Origin of the sequence: Mitsuokella sp. AF21-1AC (assembly GCF_003458855.1) — a bacterium.
Taxonomy (GTDB): Bacteria; Bacillota; Negativicutes; order Selenomonadales; family Selenomonadaceae; genus Mitsuokella.
Genome location: NZ_QRVW01000027.1, coordinates 22,991 through 36,476, shown reverse-complemented (window position 1 = coordinate 36,476; position 13,486 = coordinate 22,991). Strand labels below are relative to the sequence as shown.

The 13,486-nt window shown below is 58.3% G+C and carries 11 protein-coding genes; 5 read left to right on the top strand and 6 right to left on the bottom strand.

The features are described from left to right. Positions 1–84 precede the first annotated feature (84 nt). From DWX75_RS09710 to DWX75_RS09700, 3 genes are all read right to left on the bottom strand, one after another. Positions 85–1,152, bottom strand: coding sequence for a type II asparaginase (locus DWX75_RS09710; RefSeq protein ID WP_367181013.1), 1,068 nt, complete (start codon positions 1,150–1,152; stop codon positions 85–87). Positions 1,153–1,389: 237 nt separating this feature from the next. Beyond that, positions 1,390–2,370 carry a Gfo/Idh/MocA family protein gene (locus tag DWX75_RS09705; protein ID WP_233519563.1) on the bottom strand — a complete coding sequence of 327 codons (981 nt, stop codon included), beginning with the start codon at positions 2,368–2,370 and terminating at the stop codon, positions 1,390–1,392. A 25-nt stretch (positions 2,371–2,395) separates the two neighbouring features. Then, positions 2,396–3,349 carry a LysR family transcriptional regulator gene (locus tag DWX75_RS09700; protein ID WP_118016114.1) on the bottom strand — a complete coding sequence of 318 codons (954 nt, stop codon included), beginning with the start codon at positions 3,347–3,349 and terminating at the stop codon, positions 2,396–2,398. A 173-nt stretch (positions 3,350–3,522) separates the two neighbouring features. Here DWX75_RS09700 and DWX75_RS09695 point away from each other — a divergent pair, with 173 nt between their 5' ends. Next, positions 3,523–4,539 carry a YeiH family protein gene (locus tag DWX75_RS09695; RefSeq protein ID WP_118016113.1) on the top strand — a complete coding sequence of 339 codons (1,017 nt, stop codon included), beginning with the start codon at positions 3,523–3,525 and terminating at the stop codon, positions 4,537–4,539. 97 nt (positions 4,540–4,636) lie between these two features. Next, entirely contained in the window at positions 4,637–4,891 is a 255-nt protein-coding gene (locus tag DWX75_RS09690; RefSeq protein WP_118016112.1) for a hypothetical protein, read from the top strand. 102 nt (positions 4,892–4,993) lie between these two features. On the opposite strand, the gene DWX75_RS09685 is transcribed toward DWX75_RS09690, so the two are convergent. Further along, complete coding sequence (locus DWX75_RS09685) at positions 4,994–6,808, bottom strand: M48 family metalloprotease (RefSeq protein WP_369974347.1); 1,815 nt, start codon at positions 6,806–6,808, stop codon at positions 4,994–4,996. 249 nt (positions 6,809–7,057) lie between these two features. Between DWX75_RS09685 and DWX75_RS09680 the strand changes: the two genes are divergently transcribed. Together DWX75_RS09680 and DWX75_RS09675 are read left to right on the top strand one after the other, a co-directional pair. After that, positions 7,058–8,413 carry a threonine/serine exporter ThrE family protein gene (locus DWX75_RS09680; protein WP_118016111.1) on the top strand — a complete coding sequence of 452 codons (1,356 nt, stop codon included), beginning with the start codon at positions 7,058–7,060 and terminating at the stop codon, positions 8,411–8,413. Between the two features lie 191 nt (positions 8,414–8,604). Then, on the top strand, positions 8,605–10,149 hold the full coding sequence (locus DWX75_RS09675) for a DASS family sodium-coupled anion symporter (protein WP_118016110.1): 1,545 nt from the start codon (positions 8,605–8,607) through the stop codon (positions 10,147–10,149). Between the two features lie 83 nt (positions 10,150–10,232). Here the strand turns inward: DWX75_RS09675 and DWX75_RS09670 are convergent, their stop codons facing one another. Both DWX75_RS09670 and DWX75_RS09665 read right to left on the bottom strand, forming a co-directional pair. Continuing rightward, positions 10,233–10,871 (bottom strand): hypothetical protein, encoded by a 639-nt coding sequence (locus tag DWX75_RS09670; protein WP_147671580.1) that lies wholly within the window; start codon positions 10,869–10,871, stop codon positions 10,233–10,235. A 105-nt stretch (positions 10,872–10,976) separates the two neighbouring features. Next, a complete protein-coding gene (locus DWX75_RS09665; RefSeq protein WP_118016108.1) occupies positions 10,977–12,134 on the bottom strand; it encodes a DNA polymerase IV in 1,158 nt (385 codons plus the stop codon). 175 nt (positions 12,135–12,309) lie between these two features. Here DWX75_RS09665 and DWX75_RS09660 point away from each other — a divergent pair, with 175 nt between their 5' ends. Next, the gene (locus tag DWX75_RS09660; RefSeq protein WP_118016107.1) at positions 12,310–13,485 is read left to right on the top strand and encodes an MFS transporter; all 1,176 of its coding nucleotides are present in this window, start codon (positions 12,310–12,312) and stop codon (positions 13,483–13,485) included. The last annotated feature ends 1 nt before the right edge of the window (position 13,486 follow it).

The window sequence follows — 13,486 nt, the reverse complement described above, 5'->3', positions numbered from 1 at the left end:
AACTGGGGGTTTTGTCATGCCTAATCGGCGCACAAGAAAAACGGGACGGCCTGCGCCGTCCCGCCAGGGGGAAGAAGATACGGATCAATATTTGTGGAACATCGACTGAATCTCGCCGAGATCATGCGTCTTGGTCAGAGCCAGCTGCAGGAGGATGCGTGCCTTCTGCGGGTTCAGCGAATCGCCGTCCAGGAAGCCTTCCTTGGCATACTCCGGCTCCGGCACGACCATGCCGCTGCCGGTACGCGAGCTGCGCACGACGACAACACCGGCCTTGGCTGCCCGGATGAGCGCCTCTTTATCCTGCTGATGGATGCTGCCATTGCCCGTGCCGGCATAGACGATGCCCTTTGCACCGGCCTTGACGGCAGCGTCAACGAGGCTGCCGTCCGCACCGGCCGTACCGTAAATGACATAGACCTTCGGCAGAGACGTCAGGTTGCGCACGTCAAACGGGGTCTTTGTCGTATGGAGACGCAGCGGCTTGTTGTAGAAATCCGGCACACCGTCGTTCATGAAGCCCAGCGGGCCGTTGTGCGATTTGAAGGTATCGACCGAGGTCGTGTTCGACTTCGTGACATCGCGCGCATTGTCAATCTCATCGTTCAGGAGCACCATGACGCCGTTGCCCCCAGCCTTCTTGTCCGCAGCGAGGCGCACGGAATTCAGGAGATTCATCGGGCCGTCAGCACTGATGGCCGTTGCCGGACGCATGGCACCCGTGAGGATGACTGGCTTGTCGCTCTTGACCGTGAGGTCGAGGAAATACGCCGTTTCCTCCAGCGTATCCGTGCCGTGCGTCACGACGATGCCGTTGACATCTTTCTGCGCCGCCAGCTCATTGACGCGCTTGGAAAGCTTGAGCCACAGCTCATCCGTCATATTATTGCTCGAAATATTGCAGACCTGCTCACCGGATACCTTGGCATAATCCTGGATTTCCGGCACAGCCTCCATCAGTACGTCAATGCCGAGCGAACCGGCCTTGTATCCGGAGGTCGCCGTCTTGGAAGCTGCGCTGCCGGCAATCGTGCCGCCCGTGGCCAGAATCTTCACGCCGGGCTTCTGGTCGGCCGGAGCCGCAAAGCCGCATTGCGTTCCCAGGATCATCGCCGAAAGCATAACTGCTGCAATAGAAAGTTTCGATTTCAAATAAATCCTCTCCTTTACCAGTGCTTCATTTTGTCTCCCATCGATGGATAAAACATGTCTATGTTCACATCATGCAATATATCCTATGCAATCCGACAAAATCCGACATTTCTGTAGTTGCTATTTTCAAAATTTTCTGTTACACATTGACAAAATAAAAATATGCCAGCCCCAAAAAATGAAGACTCCGTGGACATCTGTCCGAATCTTCGGGGCTGGCGTAAAAAATCCCGTTTTTTATGGCTGGCTCATCGCCGCCGACTGGCGCAGTCCGTCGACGATCTCGCCGACGAGCACAGAGCGCGACAAGCCGCGCTGAACAGCGGCCAAATCATGCGATTCGTAGATTTCCGCCATGCGCTGGAATTCGTGGACCATGCGGTGCGCATAGCGGTTCTTCTGTACCTGCCAGGTCCTGCCGCCATACGAAAGCGTCACAGCCGGCATCTCATTGGGCGCGCCGTCCACGCGCAGCCAGCCCGTTTCCCCCTGTACGAGGAAGAAGCCGGGGCTCGCGCTGTCCTTCGCACCGACAGCCGTGGCAAAGAAATCCTCGTAGCGCAGCACGGCCACGCCCGATGTATCGATGCCGTTATAGCCCGTATTCGCCATGTAATGCATGGCCTGCGGCCGCCCGAACAAGCCGGCGAGCAGATTGATGTTGTAGATATTGATATCGTACAGAGCACCGCCACACATCCCGGGATCAAAGACCGGCAGGACCTCGCCCGCCAGGTAGCGGTCGTAGCGGCTCGAATACTGCGAATAATTTGCCTGTACGGCACGGATGCGGCCGAGATGCGGCAAAGCTTCCCGCACGACCTCATAATTTGGCAGGAAAAACGGCGTCACGGCCTCGATGAGATAGAGGCCCTTCTCCCTTGCCAGATCCGCTAGTTCCCGAATCTCGGCCGCCGTCGGCGCAAACGGCTTTTCCATGATGACGTGACGGCCGTGCTGCAGCGCCCGCCTGGCATAGGCATAGTGGACATGATTCGCGAGCCCGACATAAAAGAAATCGGCATCCTCCGCCGTGAGCATCGCTTCATAGTCCGTATAGATCCTGGGGATATGCCATTTCGCGGCCAGCTTCTCCGCCTTCGCCCTGCTCTGAGGCCGCGTAAAGATGGCCACAGCCTCCATCTGCGGCACCTCCCGCAAGGCCGTCAATACCTCCTGCACGATTTTTCCAGCACCAAGCAACGCAATTTTCACCATAGTCTGCACCTCCGTTTTCTTTATTTTACACCTGCTCTGGCAGCGGGACAATTTCCATTTCGTTACGGACGTCCCCGCCCCTGGCAACGTCACGTGCGCAGGCAGCCAGCTCACGGCCAAAGGCCTGGTACTGCTCCGTGTAGATGCTGCCCTTTTCCCAGATGAAATCGAAATCGTGCTGCATCGAGAAATCGATTAGCTGAATTTCACGCAGCATATGATTGGCCAGCTCATGCTCCACAGCCGTCTTGTAGAGGAACGAGATGCCGCAGTCCCGGCACAGGAGCCCAATGATCGTGTGCATGTTGCCAACTTCCGTGAAGTGGATGAAATGCTCGATCTTCATGCCGCGCAGGGCGAGATTGCGTTCGAGGATATTGCGCGTCCCGGATCCCTCCTCGCGCACGAGCAGCCGCTCCCCGAGGAGATCGCTGAAGGTGCGCGGCTCGCCATGGGCAAAGACATGCGAAGCCGCACAGACACCGATGTAATCCTCGGTACTGTAACGATAGTGCGCATACTGATCCTTCGGATAATAGCCTTCGACCAGGGCCATCTGGATGCTGCCCTCCGCCAGCATCTGCAGGAGCTGCGTCGTATTGCCGAAGCGCAGCTTGACATTGCGCTCGGGATGGCGGCGCAGCATGGCGGCGAGCGGCCCGATGATCGCGTATTCGCCCACGGTCATCGTCACGCCCAGTGCAATCTCCTCGATTTCCGTCACGCGGCTGTGCAGCTCGGCCCGCAGTGCCTGCTCATCGTTCTTGAGCGCCGTCAGCCGCTTGTAGAGGATGCAGCCGGCCGGCGTCAGCGATAGTTTCTTGTTCTCATAATGGAAGAGCCGCACCTTATAGGCTTCTTCGAGGAAACGGATGTGCTGCGACACGGCTGGCTGCGTGATATTCAACGCCTTGGCTGCCTGTGTGAAGTTCATGGTCTGGCAGACGCAGAGAAATGTCGCCACACGGAAATCCAACATACAAAAACCTCCAAACGATAAATACTGTTTCCTTTAGCATTATAACAGAAATATCAATAAGTTTTTATAATCGATATATTATAATACATAATTTTACATACTGGCTAATCCCGTCTATAATCGGGACGTCAGCTGATTCCTTTCGTATTTTTTCTCGACATAGGAGTTTTTACATGAATATCCGCAATTATGATCTCTACTGGCGGCGCGCGAGCATCGGTTTCCTCGTCACGCTGGCCTGCTCATTCGCCGGTCAGGCCCTCGCGAAGCTGCCGGGCCTCTCGCTCATCGGCCATCTCGTGCTGGCCCTAATCCTCGGCATGTGCCTGCAGCTCCTGCGCCCCGTGGCGCTTTCCGCTCAGCAGAGCACCCCGTTCATCGCCAACAAATTCCTGCGCGCCGGCATCATCCTGCTGGGCTTCAAGCTCAACCTCGTCATTCTCATGAGTGCCGGCCTCAAGAGCCTCGAAGCCGCCATTTTCATCGTCGCCGTCATGATCCCGCTCAACTATTTTGTCGCCCGTTTCTTCAAGGTCGAGCACACGCTCGCCCTGCTCACGGCCTGCGGCTGCAGCATCTGCGGCGCCGCGGCCGTCATGGGCATCTCGGGCGCCGTCAAGGCCAAGACCGACCAGTCCGTACTGGCCGTGGCTATCGTCGCCATTCTCGGCACCGTCTTCACGCTCATCGAAGTCACGCTGCAGCCCTTTCTCGGCTTCAGCGACACCCAGTTCGGCGTCATGGCCGGCCTGAGCCTCCACGAGATTGCGCATGCCGTAGCTGCCGGCGGCGCCGCAGGACCGGCCGGTACCGACAGCGCCATCATTGCCAAGCTTTCCCGCGTCCTGCTGCTCGCCCCGGTCGCCATCATCGTCGGCATCCTCGAAGCGCGCCGTACCCGCAAGCAAAGTGCAGACAATGACAGCAAAATGTCCGTGCCGGTTCCCTGGTTCATGGGCGGCTTCATCCTTGCCAGCGCCGTTGGTTCTTATGTGCCGGCCGTCGATACCTTTGTTCCTTCCTTCGTGCAGCTCGCCTATCTGCTGCTCGGCATGGCCATGGCTGCTCTTGGGCTCAACGTCAATTTCAGCGTCATCTTGCAGAAGGGTTTCCGCCCGATGATTGGCGCCTTCCTCTGCTCCATCGTCATCATGAGCCTCGCCATTGCCATCGTGCATACCTGGTTCTGATTTTCATTTCTGCCCCTCCCTCTCCTGCCTTCTTTCTGGTATAATAAGGGCAGGAGTACACATCGCTCTATCACTTCGAGCCAAGGAGGGATTTGTCGTGAAAAAAATCAGTATCGCTTTCATCGCCGGCCTGCTGCTGGCAATCGCCGTGCCGGTATTCGCGGCCTCCAATGAGAGCGCGAATACATGCCCCGTTGAAGCCTGCTGGTCTAACAACGCCGCCTGCAACAACGGCGCATACTGCCAGGGCGACCGCTCGGCCTGCTACGACAGACAGGCTTACTGCGGCGGGAACAGCCAGCGCGGCCAGTACCGCGGCGGCTGTGGCTACAATGGCGGCGGCTGCTGGTAACAGACTCCCGCCCAACTGAAAACAGCGTAAGAAAAATGGAGATGTCCGCAGAGAGCCTCGTGGCTTTCTGCGGACATCTCCATTTTCTTTTGTTTCAACGCTTCACTTTTTTGCTTTTCTGGCCTTATCTCTGGCCTCGGCCTTCTTCTTGTCCTGCTCGGCCTTTTCCTTCTGCCAGGTCTTGTAATCCTTGGCCGAGATCTTCTGCAGGTATTCCGGCGGGATTCGGCGGAAGGCCGCCGGGCGCAGCTTGTAGAATGCCTGGTATTCCTTGAGTGCCGCATCCTTATTGCCCTGTTCATCCTCAATCTCTGCGCTGATCAGATAACTGAACGGATTCTCCGCGTCGACTTTCTTGGCACTGGCGCAGTCAGAAAGCGCGGCCTCGCGATTGCCCGCCATGCGGTAAATATCGGCACGGTTGAGGAAGTTGTACGCATTCTTGCCGTCAAGGGCCACGCCCCTGTTGGCATCGGCCAGCGCGCCCGCATAGTCGCCTTCAACGGCCTTGGCACGGCCGCGCATGACATAGCTTTCCGCTTCATCATCCATATTCTTTGACGCAAAGACGCGCGAAAACTCCCAGAGTGCCTGCCTGCCCATGCCATAGTCGCTGTAGGCATCGCCGTTTTCCCTCATCTTCTTGACGGCCTTGGCATCCGCCGCCTGCACGTCCTGCTGCACGGCCGCGAAGGATGCCTCCCGCTGCGCCTCTTCCTGCTTCATGGCCGCACGGGCGCCGGACTGCGCTTCGCCCGCATAGGCCGCGCGGACCATCTGCTCGAGCTTTGAGCCGAGACCGCGGCTCCTGACCGCATCGCGCAGGACCGCATAGACGCGGCTGTCATCGAGGAAATCCACGCCGCCCTCGCCGTCAGGACGGAAATTCCACGCGTCCGGAGAATCGTAATCGTGGAAGGCCTTGGCAAGACCACCAGCCGTATAATAAGCATTCTCGACGGTATTGTCATAATCATCGCGGGTCCAGTCGGCGGTTAACAGTTCCTGCCCGTCGATGAGCACGGTTTTCCTGTCCTTTACTGTCACGTGGCCGCAGCCGTAATCCGACATCATCTTTGCGAGCCGCTGCTCGCGCAGTTCCGTCTCCGGATGGTCAGAAAAGTTCTCCTGATTCTTGTTCTTTTCATCGAGGTCCTGGTACTCAAGGACATTCTTCGTCTCATACGTCAGATAGTACGCCATGCGGTACATGGCCGCAGCCGGCCCGCCGGGATTGAAGCCGGCACTCGTCATGATGTAAAAGCCGCCTTCGTCGGCCTCGTACTCCGTGGGCAGCGTCACATTCTTCGCAATGGAATAACTGGCCAGCGCGTTGAGCTTGTTCCAGTCCATGAGCCCCGCGTCCATGTTGAGGAAGCTCATGCCGTAATACTGCGCAACGGCCTTCGCGTAATTCCGCGCGCTGTGCTGCTCGATGCCATGCGTCATCTCATGGCCGAGCACGGCCGCGAGCTCATCTTCATCGCACTCGAGCCCGCGCACGAGCGCCCGGTTGATGCTGATGTAATCCGTGGGGAAACACGAGGCATTGAACTCATTGCTGTTGTTGACGCCCCAGATAAACGGCAGGGAATTCGCCTTGAGCACATAACGCCCCTGCGTGACGAGCTGCTGCATGACCTTGTTGACGATCCTGACATCGTGCTCGTTATCGTCCAGCCCGTTTTCCTGCCGGTCCTGACGGGCACTGGCGACCTGCGCATTGACATCATTGCCCATCGCGAGGATGCTCGCAAGGCTCGACTTGTACGCGGCCAGCACGCCGAGGGACTGTGCCGCCACCGCCCAGGCGTCGACGGCCTCCGCCCGCCCCGCCGGCAATACGAGCAGACTCGTACCCAGAAGAGCACTGCCCAGAAGCATGCCAGCCTGCTTTTTCCAGCGTTTCATCATCATCGCATCCCCCCTTATAGTCGACCTCATCATACCATGCGCCTCTGAAAATCCGGCGAGAACGCATGGAAAAATCAATCTCTTAAAATCAACGCCTCTATTATAGCAGATACCGCAAGCTATGGCATCCATCTTTGCCGTCAACTCCCCGTGACGAAAGTCGCGAGCTTGAAAGCATCATGCCTTCAAGTTATAATGGAGAAAACGAGCGATAGCGACATATTCCTGCCTATCCGGAAAGAAGTGTGATCGATGAAACACGATAAACCATTACAGGAACAACAAACAGCCGCCCCCGACCAGACCGTGCTGACCAGGCCCTATGCCGAGATCAGCGCCAAGCTGCACCTGCTGCTGCACACGGGCCAGCTGCTCATGGAAAGCGGTGCGGACAGTGACCGCACCGTTCGCGACATGATGCGCGTGGCTGCCTACATGGGCATCCCCGAAGACCGCGTCCACCAGCACATCATGTACACGACCCTGATGCTCAACATCAATGATGAAACGCACTCCTACACGGAATTCCGCAAGTGCAAGAAACACGGCATCAACATGACGGCCCTTTCCGCCGTCAGCAAGCTGACCTGGCGGGCCCTGGCCAAGAACTACACGCTTGAGGAATTCGAGCAGCAGCTCATGGCCATCAAGAACCGTCCGCGCAACTATCCCTTCTGGCTCACGGCACTCGGCGCCGGTGCTGCCTGCGGCGGCTTCTGCAAGCTCTTCGGCGGCAGCTGGCTGGACTTTTTCCTGACCGCCCTCTGCGCCTTCCTCGGCTTCTACGTCAAGCGCCTTTGCACGAGCTACGGTTTCAACATCTACGCGGTCATCGCGATCACCTCCTTCGCCACGACCATGCTGGCCTGGAGCACGCAGTTTCTCACGGGAACCATGAACTGGTATCCGCTGATTGCCTGTACGCTATTTCTCGTCCCCGGCATCCCGCTCATCAATGCCGTCGACGACCTCCTGAACAACTTCATCGTCTCCGGCATGACGCGTGCCATGAACACCCTGCTCGTCGTCGGCAGCATGACCTTCGGCATCGTCATTGCCATCCGTCTCGGCAATGTGGCCGATTTCACGAGCGTCAGCCTGCAGCCCGATACCATCTACTTCTCGCAGGCCATCGCTGCGGCCATTTCCTCGATGGGTTTCTCCATCATCTTCAACATCCCGCGCCGGCTGCTGCCCGTCGTCGCCGTCGGCGGCATCATCACCGTGCTGCTGCGCAACATCTGCGTCATGCAGTTCGGGCTCTCCCAGGCTGCCGGCTCCTTCCTCGGCGCCGCGGTCGTCGGCCTCATCGCGCTCAAGGCCATCCACTGGTTCCACACGCCAAACATCATCCTGACCATCCCGTCGGCCATCCCGATGATCCCTGGCGTCCTGCTCTACCGGCTGCTCTTCGCCATCCTCAACATCCAGACCATCACGCCTTCGATGCTGCTCGACGGACTGCGCAGCGGCATCCTCGCCATCATCATCATCATCGGCATCGCCATCGGCGTGGCCATCCCGAATATCTTCATCCACCGCTACATCGAGCACAACAAGCAGCGTACGGTGGAAGACCTGCTGGCCAGACGCTACACCAGTGAATGACCCCAGGCCTCCTGAAAACACGGCCATCGCATCAGAAAAATTCAATGCTGTTTGAACGATTCGAAAAAAGAATCATTCAAATAGCATTTTTCTATTGATAAAGTTCTGATTTTTCATTATCATTAGACATAGGACCTGCGCAGTCTACTCATCCTCGCACCAGAAATCATAAAAAACAGGAGGTATTCTCTATGGACAAGATGAGTCAAGAAGCACTAGCCGTAAAACGAGCCGAACAAGCTTTTGACCGCAAGCGCCGCACGATTGGTCTCTTCGGCGCTCCCATCCTTGCTCTGCTCGTATTTTTTACCCCGATTGCCGGGCTGACGCTTGAAGCACACAAGCTGCTGGCCATCATGGTGCTCGTCGCCCTGTGGTGGATCACCGAGCCCGTGCCCATCCCCGTCACCTCCCTGATTGGTCCGACTCTGGCCGTCATCACGGGCGTCGTGCCTGCCGGCACAGCCTTCGCGGCCTTTGCCAACCCGATGATTTTCCTCTTCATGGGCGGCTTCATCCTCGCCAAAGCCATGATGACGCACGGCATCGACAAGCGCTTCGCCTACTGGCTGCTCTCGCGCTCCTGGGTCGGCTCGAATCCCCGCCGCATCTTCCTCGCCGTAGGACTCGCAGCAGCCCTGTGCTCCGGCTGGGTCAGCAATACGGCGACCGCCGCCATGATGTTCCCAATCTGCCTCGGTCTTTTGACCTCCATCAAGGAGATGTTCGCCGCCAACGGCCGGGAAATCGATCTGCACGAATACAAATACGCCACGGGACTCATGCTGATGACGGCTTACTCCTGCTCCATTGGCGGTGTCCTGACCCCAATCGGCACGCCTCCCAATCTCATCATGCTGGGCTTTCTCGACCAGATGTGCAACATCCATGTCTCCTTCTTCCAATGGATGACCTGGGGTCTCATCGCCATGGTCTTGTATTTCATCATTGCTTATATTGTGCTTAGTCGCATCTTCCCGGCTGATGTTGAGCGCATCGACGGTGCCGAAGAATTCGTCCGTAGCAAGATTGCTGAGCTCGGCGAGTGGACCCGCGCGCAGAAAAACACCGTCATCTGCTTCGGCGTCGCCGTCCTGCTCTGGGTTCTGCCGGGCTTCCTCTCCATCGCACTCGGCGGCACCTCGCCTGTCCTCAAGATGTACAACCGGCTCTTCCCTGAAGCCGTCGCCGCCATGGCCGGCGCTTTGCTGCTCTTTCTTCTGCCCATCAATTTCAAGCGCCGCCAGTTCACGCTGACCTGGAGCGAAGCCAAGGAAGGCATCGAATGGGGCACGCTGATTCTCTTCGGCGGCGGCCTCGCCATGGGCGGCATGATGTATAAGACCGGCCTCTCGCAATGGGTCGGCGATGCCATCATCAGCATGATGGGCGGCGAGCCCTCGGCCATCGCCATGGTCGCCATCTTCTCCGTCATGGCCCTGCTTCTCTCCGAGCTCACGAGCCATACGGCCGCCACGAACATGATCGGCCCTCTGGCCATTACGGCCGCCATGTCCGCCGGCATGGACCCGATTCCGGTGTCCGTCGCCATCGCCCTCTCCGCATCGCTCGGCTTCATGCTGCCGGTCTCCACGCCCCCGAATGCCATCGTCTACGCGTCCGGCTACATCCCCATCACCAAGATGATCCGCACGGGCGTCTACATCGACTTCATCGGCATCGCCTGCGTCACGATCCCGCTGGCCATCTACTTCGTCAGCTGGATTGTCCACTGATACAATGAGATAACACATATATAAGAAGGCAGTCCGCCGGCTCACAGGAGTCAGCGGACTGCCTTCTCATTTCTTAGGTATTTTCAATTGTTGATACGATAATCCTCAAACGACGTGATCATGCCCGAATCGAGGCCGAGGATCAGCTCATGGAACACTTCCGGCGAAGTGTAATCGAGCGGCAGAAAGCAGCGCGTCGCATCGTTGTAGAAGTTGCGGATCTGATTCTCCGTCGTGCGGATGTCGAGCTCCGTCTTCCGCTTGTGCGCCAGGTAGGCACGCCACGAGCGCTGATACCCGAGATACGAGATCAGCCCCCAGAGCACGAGGAACAGAACGATGACGCCTGCCGGGAAATGGATGCCGATGAGCAGGTACAGGAGCAGAGCCAAAAGACCGCCCCCGATGAGCCAGTGTGAGCGCGAGGGCTGGCGCCAGCGCGAGCTCATCATCCAAAGGTCTTCCAGCACGGCATACTTCTCATCCATATCGGAAAAATACTTCTGAAGCCGGCGGAGCTCCGCAATCGTTTCCTCTCTTGTCCCCGGCACCGGCGACAACTCCCGGAGCGCCACGAGTTCCGGCAGGCCGTTCGTTTCCGCTGCCTGACCAGCCTGTACATCCACGCGGCGGCCCGTTTCGTCAAACGTCACCGGCTCGCCGCAGAAGGGACAGATCCGCGTCCCCTTGTCCAGCATGCAGCCACATCTTCTGCAGATCATACAGATCCCTTCTTTCTTCGTAATGACGATACACGATCAAGGTGAATTACAGTTCATAGATAACATTTCGACGAAGAAAGAAAAAGTCCTTCTGCCATGACGCATTCACTTGTTTTTCCGCAGCAGCTGCGCCTTCGTGATGCCATGCTCGCCAAACCTGGCCTTGATGGCATCAATCGCCTCATAGAGCCGGTCCTTCTTCTGCGCCTGCTCGGCAAAAAGCGACAATTCCACATCATTATCAAAGCCGGAAACCGACACGCCGAGCAGCCGTATGCCCCGCTTCACACCAAGCGTGCGGAAAAGCTCCTGCACCACATGGTAGATTTCCTCGTCGTAGCATGTTGCCTCTGGCAGCGTCCGGCTCCTCGTATACGTCTTGAAATTCCCGAGCCGCAGCTTCAGCTGCACGGTCCTCCCCTTCACGCCCTCCCGGCGCAGGCGGTAGCCGACCTTTTCCGCAAGCTCCAGCAGCACCTGCTCCGCCTCCTCAGGCGACTGCAGGTCCACGGGAAACGTGACTTCCTTGCCGATTGACTTCGCCGGCTCCCGCGGCGCCACGGGCCGGTCATCCTGTCCGACGGCAAGTGTCAGGAGATGCGAAGCCATGTGCCCGCCAAGCGAGGCTGCGAGCTTCGCGTGAGGCGTGAGGCGCAGATCCCGGATGCAGCGGATGCCGAGCCCCTGCAGGGCCTGTTCCGTCTTCCGTCCCACGCCCCAGATGCGTCCGACGGGCAGCGGGTCGAGAATGGCCTGCCTGTTCTCCGGTGTCACGATGACGAGCCCGTCCGGCTTCCGGAGATCCGAAGCCAGTTTGGCGAGAAACTTGTTCGGCGCGATCCCGACCGAAGCCACGAGGCCCGTGCGCGCGCAGATCTCGGCTTTGAGCTTCTGCGCATAAGCAAGCGGCGTCCCCATGAGATGTTCCATGCCCGTCAGGTCAAGGAAGGCCTCATCGATAGAAAGCGGCTCCACGACCGGCGCATAGCGCGCAAAAATCGCAAAGATCTGCTGCGACACCGCACGGTAATGCGCATAACTGCCCGGAAGGAAAATCCCCTGCGGACAGAGCCTGCGCGCGCGCACCATCGGCATGGCCGAATGCACGCCGAAGCGCCGTGCCTCGTACGAGCAAGTCGATACGACGCCGCGTCCCGAAAGTCCCCCGACGATCACCGGCTGCCCGCGGTACTCCTCATGATCGCGCTGCTCGATGGACGCAAAGAACGCGTCCATATCCACATGCATGACAAGCCTGCCCATATTCACCCCTCCTCACCGGTTCGCTCCCATTCATTGTAGCGCAGGAATCCGGCTGACAGCAACAGGAATCTGCAACGCGCCCTGCAGGTCTGTCCCATATTTCTAATCAAGATGACGGCAAAAACCGCTATAATAATAGAAGAAATAATACATGCTTTGCGAGGAACTACATCTTATGGAAATCTGGAAACGCAATCTTTTCATCTGCTGCCTGGCCTCTTTCATCGTCTCGATCGGCATGAGCCAGATGGCTCCAATCCTGCCCATTTACATCGAAGAACTCGGCGTCACGGACCCGCGCGACGTCGCGCGCTGGGCGGGCATCGTCTTTGGCTGCAACTTCATCAGTCTGGCCATCTTCTCTCCCATCTGGGGCCGGCTCGCCGACCGCTACGGCCGCAAGCCCATGATCCTTCGTGCCTCCGGCTGGCTTGGACTCATCATGATCGGCATGTCCTTCGCGACGTCGGTCTGGCATCTTGTCGTCCTGCGCCTCATGCAGGGCTGCCTGTCAGGCTTCCAGGCAGCCGTCGTTCCGCTCATCGCCCAGGAAACGCCGAAGGATCACTCCGGCTGGGCCATGGGCATGTTCTTTACGGCTCAGGTCACAGGCGGTCTCCTGGGGCCGCTTTTTGGCGGCTTCTTATCGGAAATCATCGGCATCCGCCACACCTTCCTGCTCATCGGCTGCTGCTGTCTGCTCGGCTTTCTCGCGCTGACCCGCATCCATGAAACCATGCGCCCGGCAACTCAAAAAGCCGCGCTGGGACTGAAGGCCACCTTTGCTTCCCTGCCCCAGCGCAGCGCGATTCTCGGTCTTTTCCTGACCACGCTCATCATGCATTTTTCGCTGACCTGCATCCAGCCGATTCTCACCGTCTACGTGAAGGAACTCTCGCTCACCGACGACCACATCGCGCTGATCTCCGGCGTCATCTTCTCGAGCGCCGGCTTTGCCAGCATGCTCTTTGCCTCCCGCATCGGTCACCTGGCCGATACCATCGGCTCGCACAAGGTCCTCTTCGCTTCCCTGACGCTCGCCGGTTTCATCTCCCTGCCGCAGGGACTCGTCACGGCCCCCTGGCAGCTCGCCCTGCTGCGCTTCATCCACGGCATCGCCGTCGCCGGCCTCATGCCATCCATCAACAATCTCATCCGCCAGCTGACACCAGCAAACTGTCTCGGCCGCATCTACGGCTTCAACCAATCGTGCCAGTTCATCGGCATGTTCACCGGAGCCTTCCTCGGCGGCCATCTCGCGGCCTTCTTCGGCATCCGCCACATGTTCTTCATCGTCGCGTTCCTGCTGCTCTTTGACGCCCTCTGGTACCACAAAGCCAGTCAGGCATAAA

Coding starts and splice junctions, on each gene's coding strand:
- DWX75_RS09675 (WP_118016110.1), top strand. CDS start 8,605: ATGGACAAGATGAGTCAAGAAGCACTAGCCGTAAAACGAGCCGAACAA.
- DWX75_RS09660 (WP_118016107.1), top strand. CDS start 12,310: ATGGAAATCTGGAAACGCAATCTTTTCATCTGCTGCCTGGCCTCTTTC.
- DWX75_RS09705 (WP_233519563.1), bottom strand. CDS start 2,370: ATGGTGAAAATTGCGTTGCTTGGTGCTGGAAAAATCGTGCAGGAGGTA.
- DWX75_RS09680 (WP_118016111.1), top strand. CDS start 7,058: ATGAAACACGATAAACCATTACAGGAACAACAAACAGCCGCCCCCGAC.
- DWX75_RS09695 (WP_118016113.1), top strand. CDS start 3,523: ATGAATATCCGCAATTATGATCTCTACTGGCGGCGCGCGAGCATCGGT.
- DWX75_RS09700 (WP_118016114.1), bottom strand. CDS start 3,349: ATGTTGGATTTCCGTGTGGCGACATTTCTCTGCGTCTGCCAGACCATG.
- DWX75_RS09685 (WP_369974347.1), bottom strand. CDS start 6,808: ATGATGATGAAACGCTGGAAAAAGCAGGCTGGCATGCTTCTGGGCAGT.
- DWX75_RS09670 (WP_147671580.1), bottom strand. CDS start 10,871: ATGATCTGCAGAAGATGTGGCTGCATGCTGGACAAGGGGACGCGGATC.
- DWX75_RS09665 (WP_118016108.1), bottom strand. CDS start 12,134: ATGGGCAGGCTTGTCATGCATGTGGATATGGACGCGTTCTTTGCGTCC.